The organism is Streptomyces sp. NPDC019890 (assembly GCF_044903445.1).
Classification (GTDB): Bacteria; Actinomycetota; Actinomycetes; order Streptomycetales; family Streptomycetaceae; genus Streptomyces.
Genome location: NZ_JBJDQK010000008.1, coordinates 50111 through 69804 on the forward strand (window position 1 = coordinate 50111; position 19694 = coordinate 69804).

The 19694-nt window shown below is 69.8% G+C and carries 13 protein-coding genes; 3 read left to right on the forward strand and 10 right to left on the reverse strand.

The features are described from left to right. Positions 1 to 50 precede the first annotated feature (50 nt). Together ACI2LP_RS22405 and aspA are read left to right on the forward strand one after the other, a co-directional pair. A complete protein-coding gene (locus ACI2LP_RS22405) occupies positions 51 to 1073 on the forward strand; it encodes an asparaginase (protein ID WP_404726267.1) in 1023 nt (340 codons plus the stop codon). Positions 1074 to 1185: 112 nt separating this feature from the next. Then, entirely contained in the window at positions 1186 to 2631 is a 1446-nt protein-coding gene (gene aspA / locus ACI2LP_RS22410; RefSeq protein ID WP_404726268.1) for an aspartate ammonia-lyase, read from the forward strand. 136 nt (positions 2632 to 2767) lie between these two features. Here the strand turns inward: aspA and ACI2LP_RS22415 are convergent, their stop codons facing one another. From ACI2LP_RS22415 to ACI2LP_RS22460, 10 genes are all read right to left on the reverse strand, one after another. Then, positions 2768 to 3361 (reverse strand): sarcosine oxidase subunit gamma, encoded by a 594-nt coding sequence (locus ACI2LP_RS22415; RefSeq protein ID WP_404726269.1) that lies wholly within the window; start codon positions 3359 to 3361, stop codon positions 2768 to 2770. After that, the gene (locus tag ACI2LP_RS22420) at positions 3354 to 6599 is read right to left on the reverse strand and encodes a sarcosine oxidase subunit alpha family protein (RefSeq protein WP_404726270.1); all 3246 of its coding nucleotides are present in this window, start codon (positions 6597 to 6599) and stop codon (positions 3354 to 3356) included. The genes ACI2LP_RS22415 and ACI2LP_RS22420 overlap by 8 nt, the downstream gene beginning before the upstream one ends. Before the next feature lie 13 nt (positions 6600 to 6612). Next, positions 6613 to 7845, reverse strand: coding sequence for a sarcosine oxidase subunit beta family protein (locus ACI2LP_RS22425; protein WP_404726271.1), 1233 nt, complete (start codon positions 7843 to 7845; stop codon positions 6613 to 6615). Further along, complete coding sequence (gene glyA / locus ACI2LP_RS22430; RefSeq protein WP_404726272.1) at positions 7842 to 9119, reverse strand: serine hydroxymethyltransferase; 1278 nt, start codon at positions 9117 to 9119, stop codon at positions 7842 to 7844. Before glyA ends, ACI2LP_RS22425 begins: the two co-directional genes overlap by 4 nt. Continuing rightward, entirely contained in the window at positions 9116 to 9967 is an 852-nt protein-coding gene (locus ACI2LP_RS22435) for a bifunctional methylenetetrahydrofolate dehydrogenase/methenyltetrahydrofolate cyclohydrolase (protein ID WP_404726273.1), read from the reverse strand. Before ACI2LP_RS22435 ends, glyA begins: the two co-directional genes overlap by 4 nt. 27 nt (positions 9968 to 9994) lie before the next feature. After that, on the reverse strand, positions 9995 to 12433 hold the full coding sequence (locus tag ACI2LP_RS22440) for an FAD-dependent oxidoreductase (protein ID WP_404726274.1): 2439 nt from the start codon (positions 12431 to 12433) through the stop codon (positions 9995 to 9997). Between the two features lie 196 nt (positions 12434 to 12629). Continuing rightward, on the reverse strand, positions 12630 to 13628 hold the full coding sequence (locus tag ACI2LP_RS22445) for an ABC transporter substrate-binding protein (protein ID WP_404726275.1): 999 nt from the start codon (positions 13626 to 13628) through the stop codon (positions 12630 to 12632). Between the two features lie 64 nt (positions 13629 to 13692). Beyond that, a complete protein-coding gene (locus ACI2LP_RS22450; RefSeq protein ID WP_404726276.1) occupies positions 13693 to 15684 on the reverse strand; it encodes an ABC transporter permease in 1992 nt (663 codons plus the stop codon). Next, positions 15684 to 16772: a glycine betaine/L-proline ABC transporter ATP-binding protein gene (locus tag ACI2LP_RS22455; protein WP_404726277.1), complete on the reverse strand. Its 1089-nt coding sequence runs from the start codon at positions 16770 to 16772 to the stop codon at positions 15684 to 15686. Before ACI2LP_RS22455 ends, ACI2LP_RS22450 begins: the two co-directional genes overlap by 1 nt. Positions 16773 to 16792: 20 nt before the next feature. Beyond that, a complete protein-coding gene (locus tag ACI2LP_RS22460) occupies positions 16793 to 18262 on the reverse strand; it encodes an aldehyde dehydrogenase family protein (protein ID WP_404726278.1) in 1470 nt (489 codons plus the stop codon). A gap of 220 nt (positions 18263 to 18482) precedes the next feature. Here ACI2LP_RS22460 and purU point away from each other — a divergent pair, with 220 nt between their 5' ends. Then, positions 18483 to 19355 carry a formyltetrahydrofolate deformylase gene (purU, locus tag ACI2LP_RS22465; protein ID WP_404726279.1) on the forward strand — a complete coding sequence of 291 codons (873 nt, stop codon included), beginning with the start codon at positions 18483 to 18485 and terminating at the stop codon, positions 19353 to 19355. Positions 19356 to 19694: the final 339 nt, after the last annotated feature.

Below are 19694 nucleotides of genomic sequence, written 5' to 3' on the forward strand. Positions count from 1 at the left end.
GCCCCGTCGAATTCGCCGCTCACCTGCGGCACGAACAAGGAGTGGGCACTGTGGGACGGGTCGTCGTCATCAGCACCGGCGGGACGATAGCCAGCCGCTGGCAAGGTTCGGGCTTCGCCGCCGACGCGCATGGCGAGGAGATCATGGCGACCGCCGCGGTGCCGGAGGGCGTCACCATCGAGGTCGTCGATCTGTTCAGCGTGAACAGCCCGCGTCTCACCACCACCCACCAGATCACCCTGCTCCGCACGGTGCACGAGGTGCTCGCCGACCCCGGCGTGGACGGCATCGTCGTCACCCATGGCACCGACACCATGGAGGAGTCGGCGTTCCTGGTCGACCTCCACCACGACGACCCGCGACCCGTCGTCTTCACCGGCGCCCAGCGTACGCTCGACACGGCCGACGGCGACGGACCGGGCAACCTCCACGACGCGCTGCTGACCGCCGCGACGACGCGTGGTCTCGGCGTACTGGTCGCCTTCGACGGCAAGGTGCACTCCGCCCGCGGCACCGTCAAGACACAGACAATGGCCGCTGACGCCTTCGGCGATCCGTCCGGCCCCCGCATCGGCAACGTCGGCTTCGGCCGGATCTCCGTACTGCGTCACCCCCAGCGCCCGGCCGCGCTGGCCCTGCCCGCCATCCCGGACGCCCTGCCCCGCGTCGACATGGTGATGCACCACTGCGACGCCGACCCGCTGCTCCTCAACGCGGCCGTGAACGCAGGAGCCCAGGGGATCGTCCTGGTGGCCACCGGCGCCGGCAACGCCACCCCCGAGATCGTCGAGGCCGTCGCCGCCGCGACCTCGCGCGGCGTGCTCGTCGCCCTGACCACCCGTGTCCAGGCCGGACCGGTCGCCGAGATCTACACCCACGGCGGCGGGGTCGACCTCGTGGCCGCGGGCGCCGTGCCGACCGGCACACTGCGGGCCGGCCAGGCCCGGATCGCCGTGCTCACCGCACTGCTCGCCACCACCGACCAGCAGGAGCGGGACCAGGTCCTGCGCCACGTGCTCGGCGAGGCGGTCTCCGCCGACGCCGACCCGTCGGCGGAACTCGTCTCCGCATAGACCGGGGCCGCTGGGTCTCACTTCTCCCCCCGGATCCAGCGGCCCCCACCACTTCGGGCCGGCTCATCGCGCTCCGCCCCGTATCACACCCGACAGGAGAGTCCGCACCTCCATGGCCACGCACGACCACGACCCCGAGGTCCGCGCCGAGCACGATCTGCTCGGTGACCGGGACGTCCCCGCCGACGCCTACTTCGGCATCCACACCCTGCGGGCGGTGGAGAACTTCCCCATCACCGGCACCCCCATCTCGGCCTACCCGGACCTCATCGCCGCCCTCGCCTGTGTCAAGCAGGCAGCGGCCCTCGCCAACCGGGACCTCGGCCTGCTGGACGGCCGTAAGGCGGAGGCGATCGTGAGCGCCTGCGAGGAGATCCGTGCCGGGGAGCTCCACGGCGAGTTCGTGGTCGACGTGATCCAGGGCGGCGCGGGCACCTCGACGAACATGAACGCCAACGAGGTCGTCGCCAACCGCGCCCTGGAGCTCCTCGGTCACCACAAGGGCGAGTACGCACACCTGCACCCGCTGGAGGACGTCAACGCGGGGCAGAGCACCAACGACGTCTACCCGACCGCCGTCAAGATCGCCCTCGACTTCACCGCCCAGCGTCTGCTAGACGCCATGGAGGTGCTCCGTTCCGCCTTCGCCGCGAAGGCGGAGGAGTTCGCGGACGTCCTGAAGATGGGCCGCACCCAGTTGCAGGACGCGGTGCCCATGACCCTGGGCCAGGAGTTCGCCACGTACGCCGTGATGCTGGAGGAGGACCACAAACGCCTCACCGAGGCATGCGAGTTGATCCGCGAGATCAACCTCGGCGGCACCGCCATCGGCACCGGACTCAACGCCCATCCCGAGTACGCGGCGCGGGCCTCCCGGCATCTGCGCACCATCACCGGACTTCCGCTGACGACCGCCCACGACCTCGTCGAGGCCACCCAGGACGCCGGCGCGTTCGTCCAGCTCTCGGGAGTGCTGAAGCGGATCGCCGTCAAGCTCTCCAAGACCTGCAACGACCTGCGGCTGCTCTCCTGCGGACCGCGCGCCGGCTTCGCCGAGATCAACCTGCCGCCGGTGCAGGCCGGTTCCAGCATCATGCCCGGCAAGGTGAACCCTGTCGTGCCCGAGGTGGTCAACCAGATCGCGTTCGAGGTGATCGGCAACGACATGGCGGTGACCATGGCCGCCGAGGCGGGCCAGCTCCAGCTCAACGCCTTCGAACCGGTCATCGCCCACAGCCTGCTGAAGAGCCTGACTCACCTGCGGGCCGGCTGTCTGACTCTTGCCGAGCGCTGTGTCACCGGCATCACGGCCAACCGGGAGCACCTTGCCCACCTGGTCGCCCACTCCATCGGCCTGGCGACGGCGCTGAACCCGCACATCGGCTACGAGCAGGCCACCGCCGTCGCCCAGGAAGCCCTGCAGACCGGCCGGAGCGTCCATGAACTCGTCCTCGACAAGGGCCTGCTGACCCAGGCCGAGCTTCAGAGCATCCTGCTCCCGAGCAATCTCGTCCGTCCGCACGTCCCGACCACCACGGTGGGTGCGCTCGGCGGTTGATCCGAGATCGATCGGGGGCTGATTCGCGCGGCCGTGGGGAGGTTCGCGGCGCTTACTCGCGCCCACGGACGAGACCCACCGCCGGGTAATGGCTGTCCTGACGTTTCTGCGCGGGTGACCCCCCGGAAGCACTCACTCAGACGTACTCCGACGCGGCGTCCAGCAGCCAGTCCGCCAGATACTCGGCGAAGGACGAACGGACCAGCACCCAGAACCCCGACCTGAGCTCGTCCCGTGCCACCAGCACGACCTGCGCGCGGGCCAGGGTGGTCTGGGCGCAGCGCCCCGGCCCGAAGGCACGCGGGTGCAGGTCCAGCGCGCAGCCGTGGGCCAACAGGTCGCGGGCGCGCGGGCCCGCGACGAGCAGGGTCGTGCGGTGGGCGGAGACGTCCGTGACCGCTGCCGGTTCGTCGCCGGCAGCCTCCCGGATCTCCTTCTCCAGATCCGCACTGGTGCCGGGCGGGCCGACAACGAGCCATTCGTCGGGGCCGAGCCAGAGGGCGTAACGGTCACCGGCATGTACGACGCTGTCGGGTTCGAGGGGCAGTTGGAGACCCAGCGCGAGCCCGACGGCGTCGGCACCCGGCCCCTTGGGGTCGAGCCGGACGTTCACCTGGGCGAGGAAGGGCAGTTCGGCCAGGCGCAGGGCGCCGCCCGAGGCGCGGGTGGCGGCGGCGAAGCGGCCGGCGACATGCGCCAGGGGGCTCCGGCGGGTTGCGGTGTCAGCCATCGCGGCGGGCTCCCTCGGGGTCGTAGAGGACGGGACTTGCGACGGTCACCGGGACCAGACGGTCGCCCACCGGGGCATACAGCCGCTCGCCGATGCGGTCCCGGCCGCCCTTGATCAGGGCGAGTGCGAAGGTCCGGCCGAGCGCCGCGCTGTGGTAGCTGGAGGTGACATGGCCGAGCATGGGCACCGGCGGCTCGGGGAGCACGCTGTCGGCGACCAGATGGGTGCCCTCGGGGAGGAAGGATTCCGGGTCTTCCGGGAGCAGGCCGACGAGGTGCTTGCGGTCGGGGCGTGTGGTGTCGGCGCGTGCGTAGGAGCGCTTGCCGACGAAATCGGGCTTCTTCTTCGACACCACCCAGCTCATGCCGAGGTCCTGCGGGGTGACCGTGCCGTCGGAGTCCTGCCCGATGATCGGATAGCCCTTCTCGGCGCGCAGGACATGCATGGTCTCGGTGCCGTACGGGGTGATGCCGTACGGGCTCCCTGCCGCGTACAGCGCCTCCCACAACGCGCGGGCGTCCCACGGCGACACGTTGATCTCGTAGGCCAGTTCGCCGGAGAAGCTGATCCGGCAGACCCGGGCCGGGATGTCCGCGACGGTCGTGTCGCGCCACGCCATGAAGGGGAAGTCGTCGTTCGCGACGGCCAGTTCGGGGGCGAGGCCGGCCAGCAGCTCGCGGGAGCGGGGGCCGACGAGGGCGACGGTGGCCCACTGCTCGGTCACGGAAGTGCAGTGGACACGCAGTTCGGGCCACTCGGTCTGCAGCCACTCTTCCATCCAGTCCAGAACCGTGGCCGCGTTACCGGTCGTGGTGGTGACGAGGAAACGGTCCTGGGCGAGGCGGATGACGGTGCCGTCGTCGAAGATCATGCCGTCGAGGCGGCACATGACGCCGTAGCGGATCATGCCGACTTTGAGCGTGCTCATCATGTTGGTGTAGAGCCGGTCGAGGAAGACGGCGGCGTCCGGCCCCTGCACGTCGATCTTGCCGAGGGTGGAGGCGTCCATGAAGGCGACGCCCTCGCGGGCGGCCCGGCACTCACGGAGCACGGCGGCCTTCATGTCCTCGCCGTCCTGGGGGTAGTACCAGGGCCGCTTCCACTGGCCGACGTTCTCGAAGAGGGCGCCGTGGTCGACATGCCAGTCGTGCAGGGCAGTCACGCGGACCGGATCGTGCAGCGCGCCTCGGTCGCGGCCCGCAAGGGTGGCGAAGGAGACGGGCGTGTAGGGAGGGCGGAACGTCGTCGTGCCGAGGGCCGAGATGTCCACGCCCAGGAGGTGGGCGACGGTGCCGCTGGCGAGGACTCCGGAGGTCTTGCCCTGGTCGTTGGCGGTGCCGGCAGTGGTGTAGCGCTTGGTGTGCTCGACCGAGCGCATACCGGCACTGGTCGCGCGGGCGAGATCGTCGACGGTGACATCACGCTGGAGGTCGACGAAGCGGGGCGCGTCGGCGGTGCCGGGGACGAGGAAGACGTGCATGGGCGGGGACTGTGATTCTTCGGCGGCGCCCGGGAGCCCGGGCGCCTCGGCCACATAGCCTTCGGCCTCGATCGCGCGGGCACCGGCGTCGGCACCCCCGGCGAGGACTCCGGCCAGATCGAAGACGCCGGCTGCGGAGCCGGCGACCTCGACCGCCTGACCGCAGGCGTCGGGGACGAACGTGCCCAGCGTGTCGTCGTAGCGGAGCTTTCCGCCCGCCTGGCTGAACAGATGCGCGACGGGGTTCCAGCCGCCGGAGACCAGCAGCAGGTCGGCGGCGAACTCACGGCGCCCCGCCGACTCTCCGTACGGGGCGACGGTGACCGCCGACAGCCGCTGCTCGCCCTCGGTTCCGACCACGGCATGCCCGGCCAGCACCTCGATCCCGGCGTCCTGGGCGCGGCGCGCCCATTCCCCCGGTTCGGGGCGGGTGTCGACGACGGCCGCGATGTGCACGCCCGCCGCCGCCAGGTCGAGCGCGGCCGCGTAGGCGCTGTCGTTGGTGGTGAAGACGACGGCGTGGCGGCCGGGCAGAACGCCGTAACGGTTGGCGTACGTACGGGCCGACGCCGCCAGCATGACGCCGGGACGGTCGTTGTCGGCGAAGGCCAGCGAGCGCTCATGGGCCCCGGTGGCCAGGACGACACGGCGGGCACGGATGCGCCAGACCCGCTCGCGGGAGACATGCTCGGGGGCATCGCCGCCGAGGTGGTTGGTGCGGCGCTCGACGGCGAGTACGTGGTTGTCGTCGTAGTAGCCGAAGACGGTGGTGCGGCGGAGGATGCGGGTTTCCGGTGCGGCTTCGAGCAGCGCCTCGGTCCCGGCCGCCCAGTCCAGGAGTTGGCCTGTGCCGAGGAGGCTGCCGCCCAACTCGGGCTGGTCGTCGGCGAGGATGACGCGCGCCCCGCTGCGGGCGGCGGCGGACGCGGCCGCGAGTCCGGCCGGTCCCGCGCCGACGACGAGCAGGTCGCAGTGGGCGTGGACGGCGTCGTAGCGGGCGGGGTCGGGCTCGGTCGCGAGCCGTCCCTGACCGGGGAGGCTGCTCGCGACGAGCCCGTCGTACAGCTCCACGGCCGTCGCGGGCAGCATCGGCTCGGGGAACGGTTCCTCGATCTGGACGACCGCGTTGGGCTCCTCGACTCCGGCGGAGAAGATGCCGCGCGGGCGGCCGAGCTTGATGCTGGTGCCGGCCTGAATGATGCCGTTGGCGAGGAGGGCGGAGGCAAGGGTGTCGCCGCGGAAGCCTTCGTATGTGGTGCCGTCAAAGGTGAACGTGAGCCGTTCGGCCCGGGCCACGCGACCGCCCGTGGTGAGGCGGAACGGCTGAGTGCCGGTGCCGATGGCGGGGGCGGAGGTTGACTCCCCCACCCCGCCCTTTCCCGTAACCAGAGGCTCCGCCCCTGGACCCCGCTCCTCAAACGCCTCAGGGGCTGGATTGTGCGGCGCAGCCTGTCCGCCGACCCTGCCGGCTGAAGGGGAGGCCGCCGGGTCCGGCTTCGGCTCGCCCGCTCGGTACACCGCCAGGATCTCGTTCGTCGCCGTATTGCGCACAGCGTTGAACCAGCGACGACATCCGGCCGCGTGGCTCCAGCGCTCCGCGAACGGGCCCTTGGGGTTGTCGCGGAAGAAGAGGTAGCGCGCCCACTCCTTGTCGGTCAGGGCGGCGGGGTCCTCGGGATAGGGCACGTGTGCCTGACCGCCGTAGTGGAATTCGGCCTCGTCACGGGGCCCGCACCAGGGGCATGGGATGAGCAGCATCGATTCAAGCTCCTCAGTGGGCCACCGCGGCCGCGCCGTGCTCGTCGACGAGCGCGCCGGTGGTGAATCGGTCGAGCGAGAAGGGGGCGTTGAGCGGGTGGGGGGTGTCGTGGGCGATGGTGTGGGCGTAGACCGAGCCGACGCCCGGGGTGGCCTTGAAACCGCCGGTCCCCCAGCCGCAGTTGAGGTAGAGGTTGTCGACCGGGGTGAGCCCGATGATCGGCGAGGCGTCGGGGCTGACGTCGACGATGCCGCCCCAGGTACGCAGCACATGGGCGCGGGCGAAGATCGGGAAGAGTTCCAGGGCGGCCGACATCTGGTGCTCGATGATGTGGAAGGCGCCGCGCTGGGTGTAGGCGTTGTACGCGTCGATGCCCGCACCCATCACCAGTTCGCCCTTGTGGGCCTGGCTGACGTACACATGCACCGCGTTGGACATCACGACCGTGGGGTGCACCGGCTCAAGGAGCTCGGAGACCAGGGCTTGCAGCGGGTGGCTCTGCACCGGCACTTCGAAGCCGGCCATCGTGGCCAGCACCGAGGTGTGACCGGCCGAGCAGAGCGCCACCTTGCCGGCGGCGATGGGGCCGAGCGTGGTCTGCACGCCGACGACCCGACCGCCGACGATGTCGATGCCGGTGACTTCGCAGTTCTGGATGATGTCGACGCCGGCTGTATCGGCGGACCGCGCCAGCCCCCAGGCGACGTGATCGTGCTTGGCGATGCCGGCCCGCGGCTGGTAGGTGCCGCCCATCACCGGATACCGCACGTCGGGCGAGATGTTGACGATGGGGCAGACGTCCTTGACCTGCTGCGGGTCCAGCCATTCGGCGTCGACGCCGTTGAGCCGGTTGGCCTCGACACGGCGCACGCTGTCGCGGACGTCCTGCAGGCTGTGGGCGAGGTTCAGCACACCGCGCTGGGAGAAGAGGATCGGGTAGTCGAGTTCGTCCGCCAGCCCTTCCCACAGTTTGAGGGCATGCTCGTAGATTCCGGCGCTCTCGTCCCACAGATAGTTGGAACGGATGATCGTGGTGTTGCGGGCCATGTTGCCGCCCGCGAGCCAGCCCTTCTCCAGCACGGCCACATTCGTGATGCCGTGGTTCTTGGCCAGATAGTGGGCGGTCGCGAGACCGTGTCCGCCGCCGCCCACGATCACCACGTCGTACGACGGCTTCGGATCGGGCGTGCGCCACAGCCAGTCGGGGTGCTCGGGGAGGTCGGCACCCGGGGTGCGGGGGCTCATCGGGCGTCTCCTGAAAGGTGCGGGTAGAGCGGGTGCTTGGCCGCCAGCGCCTGCGTACGGGCGCGGAGCGCGGCGACATCGGGCGCGGGCTGGAGCGCGAGCGCGATCACATCGGCGACCTCTGCGAAGTCCTCTTCGGTGAAGCCGCGGGTGGCCAGCGCGGGGGTGCCGATGCGCAGCCCTGACGTGACCATGGGCGGGCGGGGATCGAAGGGGACGGCGTTGCGGTTGACGGTGATGCCGATGTCGTGGAGCAGGTCTTCCGCCTGCTTGCCGTCCAGTTCCGACTCCCTGAGGTCGACCAGGACCAGATGGACATCGGTGCCGCCGGTCAGCACGCTGACTCCGGCCGCGGCCGCGTCGGGCCGGGTGAGCCGCTGGGCGAGGATATGGGCGCCGGCCAGCGTGCGGGCCTGCCGCTCGGCGAACTCCGGCGACGCGGCGACCTTGAACGACACGGCCTTCGCGGCGATGACATGCTCCAGCGGGCCGCCCTGCATACCGGGGAACACCGCCGAGTTGATCTTCTTGGCGAGGTCGGCCTCATTGGTGAGGATGACACCGCCACGCGGGCCGCCGAGCGTCTTGTGGGTGGTCGTGGTGGTGACATGGGCGTGCGGTACCGGGTTGGGGTGCAGCCCGGCGGCCACGAGGCCCGCGAAGTGGGCCATGTCGACCATCAGATAGGCGCCCACCTCGTCGGCGATCCGCCGGAAGGCCTCGAAGTCCAGCTGCCGGGGGTACGCCGACCAGCCCGCGATGATCATCTTGGGGCTGTGCTCCTTGGCGAGCCGCTCCACCTCGTCCATGTTGACCAGGTTGTCGGTCTCGTCCACGTGGTAGGGCACCACATTGAGCATCTTGCCGCTGTAGTTGAGGCGCATGCCGTGGGTGAGGTGCCCGCCGTGCGCGAGGTCGAGGCCGAGGACGGTGTCCCCGGGCTTGAGCAGGGCGAAGAAGACGGCGGTGTTGGCCTGGGCGCCCGAGTGCGGCTGCACATTGGCGAATCCGGCGCCGAAGAGGGACTTGATCCGCTCGACGGCCAGCCGCTCGGTCACATCGACGTGTTCACAGCCGCCGTAGTAGCGGCGGCCCGGGTAGCCCTCGGCGTACTTGTTCGTCAGGACCGAACCCTGGGCCTCCATGACCGCCGAGGGGGCGAAGTTCTCCGACGCGATCATTTCGAGGGTGGACTGCTGGCGGTCCAGCTCCGCACACACGGCGGCATGGACCTCGGGGTCCAGCTCGGCGAGCGGCGCGTTCAGCGTGTTCATGCGGCGTTCCTCTCGGCGGCCTCAACGACGTTGGCGAGCAGCATCGCCCGGGTCATGGGTCCTACGCCGCCGGGCATGGGCGCGACCCATCCGGCGACCCGGGCGGCATCGGGGTGCACATCGCCGATCAGCCCTTCGTCGGTGCGGGTGATGCCGACGTCGAGTACGGCGGCACCGGGCCGAAGCATCTCGGCGGTGATCAGTCCGGGTGATCCGGCGGCCGCGATGACGATGTCCGCCTCGCGTACGTGCCAGGCAAGGCCCTTGGTCCCGGTGTGGCACAGGGTCACGGTGGCGTTCTCGGACTTACGGGTGAGCAGCAGCCCGATCGGCCGCCCGACCGTGATGCCCCGCCCGATGACGCACACCCGCGCTCCGGCGAGGGGGACGTCGTGGCGGCGCAGGAGTTCCACGATGCCGCGCGGGGTGCAGGGCAGCGGGGCCTCGACGCCGAGCGCAAGGCGGCCGAGGCTGACGGGGTGCAGGCCGTCGGCGTCCTTGGCCGGGTCCATGCGCTCCAGTACCGCGTTGGCGTCGAGGCCCCGCGGCAGCGGCAGTTGGACGATGTAGCCGGTACAGGCGGGGTCGGCGTTGAGCTCGTCGATGACGGCCTCCACCTGCTCCTGCGTGGCGTCGGCGGGCAGTTCGCGCCGGATGGAGGCGACGCCGATCTGCGCGCAGTCGCGGTGCTTACCGGCGACGTACGCGTGGCTGCCGGGGTCGTCGCCGACCAGTACGGTGCCGAGGCCCGGGGTGATCCCCCGCGCGGCCAGCTTGGCGACGCGCTCGGCGAGTTCGGTGCGGATCGCGGCCGCGGTCCGCTTGCCGTCCAGGATCCGTGCGTTCACATCGCTCCTCTTCATACGGGTGGGCGCTCAGCCGCGCAGGCGGGACATGGACGGGTCGAACAGCGGCTCATCGGCGACGACCGCTTCGACGCGCTGGTCGAAGTAGCCGATCTGCACGGCGGTGCCGGCCGTGGCGAGCTCGGCGGGCAGCCAGGCGTAGGCGATGCCCTTGCCGATCGTGTAGCCGTACGCGGCGCTGGTGACGTAGCCGACGGAACGGTCGCCGTCGTACACCGGCTCCTTGCCCATGACCACGGCCTGCGGATCGTCGATGGTCAGGCAGGTCAGGCGGCGCCGTACATCGGCCTTGCGCCGTTCCAGCGCGGCCTTGCCGATGAAGTCGTCCTTGTCGAGCTTGACGGCGAAGCCGACGCCCGCCTCGTAGGGGTCGTGCTCATAGGTCATGTCGGTGCCGAAGGAGCGGTAACCCTTCTCCAGACGGAGGCTGTTGAAGGCGCCGCGGCCCGCGGCGATGCCGCCGAGGGGCTGGGCGGCCTGCCACAGGGTGTCCCACAGCTTCTGGCCCATGTCGGCGGTGGTGTACAGCTCCCAGCCGCGTTCGCCGACGTACGACAGGCGCATCGCGGTGACGGGGACGGAGCCGATGTGGGCGCGCTTGGCGCGGAAGTACTTCAGACCTTCGTTGGAGAAGTCCGCGTCGGCGAGCGGCTGGAGGACCTCGCGGGCCAGTGGGCCCCACAGGCCGATGCAGCAGGTGCCGGCGGTGATGTCGCGTACCTGGACCGACCCGTCCGCCGGCAGGTGCCGGCCGAACCAGTCGAGGTCCAGGTTGCCGTTGGCGCCCACCTGGAAGTGGTCGCGGCCGAGGCGGGCGACGGTGATGTCGCTGCGGATGCCTCCGTTTTCGTCGAGGAGCAGGGTGTACGTCACCGAGCCGACCGACTTGTCGACGTTGCTGGTGGCAAGTCGCTGGAGGAAGGCGGCGGCGCCGCGACCGGTGACTTCGAGGCGCTTGAGGGCCGTCATGTCGTACATCGCGACGGTCTCGCGCGTGGTCTGGGCCTCGGCGCCGACGATGGGCGACCAGTAGCGCGCCGCCCAGTCGTTCGGGGTGGGAATCGAACGGCCCTCGACGAGGGGGGCGTTGGCCTCGTACCACTGGGGCCGCTCCCAGCCGGTGGCCTCCAGGAAGAGGGCGCCGAGTTCCTGCTGGCGGGCGTGGAAGGGGCTGGTGCGCAGGGGCCGAGGTGCACCGGCCGGCTGAAGGGGGTGGAGGATGTCGTAGACCTCGACGAAGTTCTGGCAGTCGCGGGCCAGGACGTACTCGGGCGAGAGCTGGTGCGGCTCGAAGCGGTTGACGTCGCACTCGTGCAGATCGAAGGACGAACAGTGGCCGTCCACGAGCCATTCGGCCACCGCGCGGGCGACGCCTGCGGAGTGGGTGACCCACACGGCCTCGGCGACCCAGAAGCCCTTGACGTCCGGTGACTCGCCCAGCAGCGGCAGGCCGTCGGTGGTGAAGGAGAAGAGGCCGTTGATGCCCTCTTCGATCTTGGCATCGCGCGTCGCGGGCAGCAGGGCCTGCGTCTCGGCCCAGGCGTCGGCGAAGTCGTCCTCGGTGAACTTGAGGACGGAGGGCATCTGCTCGGCCTCGTCCACCGAGGCGATGTCGTCCGGGTCGACGGGCATGGGCCGGTGGCCGTAGTAGCCGATGCCGATGCGGTCGAAGCGGTCGCGGTAGTACAGGTCGGCGTCCTGGTGGCGCAGGATCGGCCGGACGGCCTCCTCTGCCTGGCCCTCCAGCGCGGGGACGGGACCGGTCCAGGCGAGCTGGTGGGCGAGCGGGGTCAGCGGCAGGTTCATACCGACCATGCGGGCGATCTTCGGCCCCCAGATGCCGGCACAGCACACGACGATGTCGGCGGGGATCTCTCCCTGGTCGGTGACGACCGCGCTGACCCTGCCCTCGCTCTGTACGACGTCGAGGACCTCGTGGCGGGCGAGGAAGCGTACGCCGCGCTCGGTGGCCCGCCGGATCTGCGCCTCGACGGCGAGCACCGCCTTGGCCAGGCCGTCGGTGGGGACCAGGAGGCCGCCGAGGACGCGCTCGCGGTCCACCAGCGGGTGCAGTTCGATGCACTCCTCGGGGCTCAGCAGCCGGGACTCGATGCCCCAGGCGGTGACCCAGCCGTGGCGGCGGTGCAGCTCGGTGAGGCGCTCGGGGGTGGTGGCCACCTCGAGCCCCCCGACCTGGAGGAAGCAGGGTTCTCCGTCGACGTCGAGGCTGCAGAACTTCTCGACGGTGTAGCGGGCGAGCTCGGTCATGGTCTTCGAGGAGTTCGTCTGGAAGACCAGCCCCGGCGCGTGGGAGGACGACCCGCCGGTGGCGGGAAGGGGGCCCTGGTCAACGACCGTGATGTCGCTCCAGCCTGCGGAGGCCAGTTCGTCCGCGAGCGCCGCTCCCACGACGCCCGCTCCGATGATGACCACTCGGGGTCCCGCCATCGCCGCACCTCCGCCTTTAAGCAGTTCAGTTGCTGTCAGCGCAACATGCTTCAGGTTGCGCAACTCACGATGCCGGTCACCGAGGTGGGTGTCAAGGGGCCTTCACCTCTGTAACCGGGGCAAAAAACAGCCGTGCCCGGCGGGCTGTCACGGCAGCCCGCCGGGCACGGCTGTGCGTCCCGGCCCCTCCTACGGATCAGCTCTTCTTGATCCAGGCGTCGACCTTGTCGCGGTTGGCGTCCACCCACTTCTTGGCCGCCGCCTCCGGCGTCATCTTGTCCTCGGCGATGTACTTCGCCACCAGGTTCTGGTCCTCATTGGTCCAGCTGAAGTTCTTCACCAGGTCATAGGCAGGACTGCCCGATCCGGCGAACTTCCTGCTGACGATCTTGTCAAGCTGATACTCGGGATAGTCGCAGGCGACCTTCTCCGCATCGGAGTCACAGCCGGCCGCGTACTTCGGAAGATTGACCTTCACCAGGTCGACCTCCGACAGGAACCACTGCGGCGCGTAGAAGTACCCGATCACCCAGGTCTTCTTCGCCTCGGCCTGCCGGAACGCCTGGATGAGCGCCGCCTCGCTGCCGCCGTATACAACCTTGTAGTCCAGCTTGAGATTCTTCACCAGCGCGGCGTCGTTCGTGACGAACGACGGGTCGCCGTCGAGGAACTGGCCCTTGGCGCCCGACTCCGACGTCTTGAAGTTGGCGGCGTACTTGTTGAGGTTCTTCCAGTCGGTGATGTCCGGGTGCTCCTTGGCCAGCCACGGCGGCACGAACCAGCCGATGACGCCCTTGTTGCCGGTCGTACCCGCCTGCACAGCGGTCCGCTGGTCGGTGATGTACTTCTTCTTCAGGTCGTCATGGCCCCAGTTCTCCACGACGGCGTCCACCTCGCCGGTGCCGAAGCCCTGCCAGGCGACCTCTTCCTTGAGGTCCTTCTTGGTCACCTGACACTTGAGGTCCTTCTCGGCGACATACGCGATGACCGCCGCGTTGGCCTCGTATCCGACCCAGGGGTTGACCGCAAGGTTGAACGTGCCGCATTTGCCGGAGCCGCCGCCCGCCTTGTCCGATCCCGACTCGCCGACCTTGGCGCCGCCGCAGCCGGTGAGCGCGGCCAGGCCCAGCGCCAGCCCGGCCGCCACGGCCCGCCGTCTCGCGGGCCGCGACTGCGTAATGAAGTTCCCTGACATGTGCTGCCTCCTGTGCTGTGTGCTCTGGCCGCTGGCTTGTGGCCGGCTCAGGTCCTGCCCGGGCCTAACGGGCGCCGGGGCGCGTCGTGCGCCGTGCCGCTGCCTGGGTTATCCGGTCGAACATGACCCCGAGCAGAACGATGGCGAGTCCTGCCGCGAGGCCCTTGCCGTACAACTGGCCCTGGGAGAAACCGGCTACGACGTCGTAGCCCAGGGCGCCCGCACCGACCAGACCGCCCACGACCACCATGGACAGGACGTAGATCAGTCCCTGGTTGGTCGCGAGTGTCAGAGCGCTGCGTGACATGGGGAGCTGCACCTTGGTGATGATCTGCCAGGTGCTGGAGCCGGCTGCCGTGGCAGCCTCCACCGTGGTCTCGGGCACCGCTCGCACCCCGTCCGCGATGATCTTGATCGTCACGGGGGCCGCGAAGACCACCGCGGCGATGATCGCCGTGAAGCGCGTGGCGCCGAACAGCGCCAGGAACGGCACCAGATACACGAACGAGGGCATGGTCTGGCCCGCGTCGAGGCTGGGTCTGATCAGCCGGTCGGCCAGCGGGCTGCGGCCCATCCAGACGCCGACCACGACGCCGAGCAGCAGGACGATCAGCGTGGCCACCGCCGTGGAGGCCAGCGTCGTCATGCTGTCCGACCACACGCCGGTCGCGACGAGCAGGGCCACGCAGCCGGCCGCCGTGACACCCGCGCGCCATCCGCCGAGCACAGCGCCGACGGCGACGAGGACCGCGCCGACCAGCCACCACGGGGATTCGGTGAGCAGCGCCTCGAAGGGGTTGAGCAGCACTGTGGAGATCAGGTCCCTGAAGCCGTTGGTCAGCCCGCCGAAGGTGTCCTGCGTCCAGAGGGTGACCGAGTCCGCCGTGCGCGCGATCGCGCCGCCGACTCCGGCGTCGCCGGGGAACTCGGCAGCCCACACATAGGTGTGGGACAGCCACACGCACACCGCGGCCGCCGCGCCGCCGGCCATCAGCAGGGGCCGGCGCCACTTGGTGAAGCGGCCGGCGCCGCGCTTCCTCGCGGCCTCCACCCGATCACCTGCCGCGGTCGTCACCCGGTCCAGCACGATGGCCATGACGACGATGGCGAGCCCGGCGTTGAAGGCGACGCCGACGTCGAGCGTCTGCAGCGCCTTGACGACCGTCTTGCCCAGGCCGGGCGCGTCGATCAGGGCGGCGATGGTGACCATGGACAGCGCGGCCATGATCGTCTGGTTCACGCCCATCACGACCGTCCGCTTGGACATGGGCAGCAGCACCTTGGTGAGCGTCTGCCGCCGGGTGGATCCCAGCGACTCGGCAGCCTCGACCGTGGTGGCGGGCACCGAGCGGATGGCGTGCGCGGTGATGCGGATGGCGGGAGGCGCCGCGTAGATGAGCGTGGCGATCGTGGCGGACGCCGGGCCGATGAGGAAGAACAGCGTCAGTGGGGCCAGGTAGACGAAGGTCGGCATCGTCTGCATGAAGTCCAGGAAGGGCGTCATGGCTCGGTTCACCCGGTCGGAGAGCCCGGCCCAGATGCCGAGCGGGATCCCGATGAGCAGGGAGACGAAGACCGCCGACAGGGTCAGGGCCAGGGTGTCCATGCTCTCCTGCCACAGTCCCTGGAGCCCGAAAAAGACGAAACCGGCCACGGCCAGGGCCGCGACGCGTATGTTCCCGAAGGCCCAGGACACGTAGCCGGCGAGGCCGACGACACCCAGCCAGCCGATGACGGGGACCGGACGGTCGCCCTGCGGCTGGGAGATCAGCGACTGGACGAAGGTCACGAGATTGTCGATGACCAGCCGGATCTCATTGAAGAAGTAGAGGAAGAGCGGGTTGCTGTTGCGGTTCGCCCCGATGGTGTCGTTGACCGAGTTGAACCAGCGGTGCAGATCTGTCAGGTCGGCGGCCGCCAGCGCCAGGGTCTGCCGCCCGCGCAGTACGGCGAACAGCACCAGCCAGGCGATCAGGATCGCGGCCACCACGACGCGCCGGCTCACTCGGCGTACGGCCGCGACCGGGGCGGCGGCCGTGTCGGCGGCGACAGCCATCACGCACCGCCTTCCTGTCCGGCGACGACGGCGAGGATCTCCTCGTCGCCCACGATGCCCAGCAGCCGCCCGTTCTCGACGACCTTGACCGGCCTGTCCGCGGCGAGCACCGCCCGCGTCGCCTCGCGCACCACGACGTCCGGCCCCAACTCGGGGCCGTCGAGGGCGTCGTCGGGCTCGGGGGCGCGCATGATCCAGCGCAGGGTCAGGACTTCGGCGCGGGGCACGTCCTTGACGAACTCGCGGACGTAGTCGTCGGCGGGCGCGCCGACCAGTTCGTCACCCGTGCCGCACTGAACCATCTTGCCGTCGCGCATGATGAGGATGCGGTCGCCGAGCTTGAGCGCCTCGGACAGGTCGTGGGTGATGAACACCATCGTCTTGCCGACCTCGTGGTGCAGGCGGATGACCTCGTTCTGCATGTCGCGGCGGATCAGCGGGTCGAGCGCGGAGAACGGCTCGTCGAAGAAGAGCACGTCCGGATCGCCGGCGAGCGCCCGGGCGAGACCGACGCGCTGCTGCATGCCGCCGGAGAGCTGGTCCGGGTAGGAGTTCTCGTATCCGGCCAGTCCCACCAGTTCGACGACCTCCAGGGCACGCTTGGTGCGCTCGGCCTTGCCCATGCCGCGGATCTCCAGGCCGTACGAGACGTTGTCGACGACCCGGCGGTGGGGCAGCAGTCCGAAGTGCTGGAAGACCATGGAGAACTTGCGGCGCCGAAGCTCGCGCAGCCGCCTGGCGTCCGCGCCGCGGATGTCCTCGCCCTCGAAGTTGACTTCGCCCGCGGTGGGTTCGATCAGCCGGGTGAGACATCGCACCAGCGTGGACTTGCCGGAGCCGGACAGGCCCATGACGACGAAGACCTCGCCGGGCGACACCTCGAAGTTCACATCCCGCACGGCGGCGGTGCATCCCGTGCGGTCCATGAGCTCGCGGCGCGTGAGCCCGCACAACTCCTCGGAACCCGGCACCTGGTCGGCCTTCGGTCCGAACACCTTCCACAGCCCGCGCACGGAGATGACCGGCGGCCGGTCCTGGTCCTTGGACATGCCGCGCCGCTGCGGCACTTCAGTCTGCGTTGGGGTCACGGTCGACCTCTCTTCGGCATTCAGCCGCGGAACCAGTGCTGCGGCCGGGGTTGGATGTTCTGCCAGATGTGCTTGGGCTCGCGGTATTCGTCCAGGCCTGTCGGGCCCAGTTCCCGGCCCACGCCCGAGTGCCCGAAGCCACCCCATTCCGCCTGCGGCACATAAGGGTGGTAGTCGTTGATCCACACGGTGCCGTGGCGCAGCCGTCGCGCGACCCGCTGGGCCTTGCCGGCGTCCTGCGTCCATACGGCTCCGGCGAGTCCGTACTCGGTGTCGTTGGCGATGCGCACCGCGTCGTCCTCGTCGCTGAAACGCTCGACGGTCAGCACGGGGCCGAAGGACTCCTCGTGCACCACGGCCATGCCCTGGTGGCACTCGTCGAGCACCGTGGGCGGGTAGTAGTAGCCGCCTCCGAGCGCGGGGGCCTCGGGGCGGCTGCCGCCGCAGCGCAGTACGGCGCCCTCGGCGAGGCCCGCCACGACATACGCCTCGACCTTCTCCCGGTGCTGTGCGGAGACCAGCGGTCCCGTATCGGCCTCGGGATCGAAGGGTCCGCCGAGCCGGATTCGCCCGGCACGCCGCACGACCTCGTCGACGAAGGCGTCGTGGAGCGAGTCCTCGACGATCAGGCGGGCGCCGGCCGAGCAGACCTGCCCGGAGTGCAGGAAGACGGCCGTGAGAGCGAAGTCGACCGCGGCCTCGAAATCGGCGTCGGCGAAGACGACGTTGGGGTTCTTGCCACCCAGTTCGAGGGCGACCTTCTTCACGGTCGCGGCGGCCGTGGCCATGATCCTTCGGCCGGTGTCCAGGCCCCCGGTGAAGGAGATCATGTCGACGGCGGGGTCTTCGGCCAGCGGTGCGCCCACCTCGGGACCGGTACCCAGCACGAGGTTGGCGGCACCGGCCGGCAGACCGGCCTCCTCGAGTGCCCGCATCAGCAGGATCGATGTGGAGGGGGTGAGCTCGCTCGGCTTCAGAACGATCGTGTTGCCGGCCACGAGTGCGGGGGCGACCTTCCACGACGCCTGGAGCAGCGGGTAGTTCCACGGGGTGATCAACCCGCACACGCCGACCGGTTCGTAGGTGACTCGGCTGACGGCGTCGTCGCGCCCGGTGTCGATGACCCGGCCGGCGCTGGTGCCCGCGATCCCGCCGTAGTAGCGGAAGCAGGAGACCACATCGGCGATGTCGTACTCGCTCTCCACCAGCCGCTTGCCGGTGTCCAGCGATTCGGCGCGGGCGAACTCCTTGGCGTCGCGCTCGATCAGATCGGCGGTGCGCAGCAGCAGCGCGCCGCGCTCCCGCTCGGAGGTTCGCGGCCAGGCGCCTTGGTCGAAAGCCCGGCGGGCCGCGGCGATGGCGGCCTCACTGTCCGCCCGTGTCCCTTCGGACACGACCGCCGAAAGCGTCCCGTCTGCGGGGCAGCAGATCTCCCGGTGGCCACCGGCCACCGGATCGCACCATTCTCCGTCCAGATACAGGTCTGCCACGAGCGGAGCCCTTCGACCGAAGTTCGTTGCGCATCATGCACCGCATTGCTTGTGGTGGAACACATTGGCCCGAACGTGTGACTCACGTCAAGAGGGCGAGACGGGTGGATTCCACCCCGGGGGCCAGTTGTCCCGACTCTCTTGACCACGGGCCCCGAGGGACTGACCATGTTGCGTATCACTCACCGTGTTGTGCAATACGCACCAACGGAGGCCGCGAATGTCCCCTCGACCGCAACCTGGCCGTGAATACGTCCTCACGCTCTCGTGCCCGGACCAGGCCGGACTGGTTCACGCCGTGAGCGGCTATCTGGTCAGGAACTCCGGCAACATCCTGGAGAGCCAGCAGTTCGATGATCGACTTCAGGGCCGTTTCTTCATGAGGGTCCATTTCGATGTGTCCGACCCGGACACCGGCGTGAAAAATCTGCGTGACCGATTCGGCCCCGTCGCGGAGGCCTACCGGATCTCGTGGACGCTTCGGGACGCCTCGACCCCGACCCGTACGCTGATCATGGTGTCCAAGTTCGGCCACTGCCTGAACGACCTGCTCTTCCGTCTGCGCACCGGCGCGCTCAATATCGAAGTACCGGCCATCGTCTCCAACCACGAGGAGTTCGAGGAGCTGGCCGGGACCTACGGCATTCCCTTCCACCACATCCCGGTGACCAAGGCCACCAAGGCCGACGCCGAGGCACGCCTTCTGGAGCTGGTGCGCGACCTGGACATCGATCTGGTGGTGCTCGCCCGCTACATGCAGATCCTCTCCGACGACCTGTGCAAGCAGCTCGAGGGCCGGGCCATCAACATCCACCACTCCTTCCTGCCCAGCTTCAAGGGCGCACGCCCCTACGGACAGGCGTACGACCGCGGCGTGAAGCTCGTCGGGGCCACGGCGCACTATGTGACGCCGGACCTGGACGAGGGGCAGATCATCGAGCAGGACGTGGTCCGCGTGGATCACTCGCTCGACCCGGACGAGCTGGTCACGGTCGGACGGGACGTGGAGGCGCAGGTGCTGGCGCATGCGGTGAAGTGGCACAGCGAAAGCCGGGTCATGGTGGACGGGAACCGTACGGTGGTCTTCCGCTGAGCGGTACGCGATCGGGGGCGGGTTTGTTCCCCTACCCGCCCTCCCCCTACGGCCTGGCGGCCGTGGGAGGCACCCCCATCCCGTAACCGGGGGCAAGGCCCCGGACCCGCCCCGTGCGCCCTGCGGGCGTGAGGGACCTCCAGTACGCCCTTCGGGCGTGTCCTCAATCGCCGGACGGGCTTGATATGCCCGGGCAATATCCAGCCCCGTGGGGGTCCCCCCGGACGAAGTCTGGGGGAGTTTGAGGCGCTGGGGATCCCCCCACGCCCGCAGGGCGTAGGGGGGCGGGTCCGGGGGCGGAGCCCCCCCACGCGGCGGAGCCGCAAATGTCACAGTCGG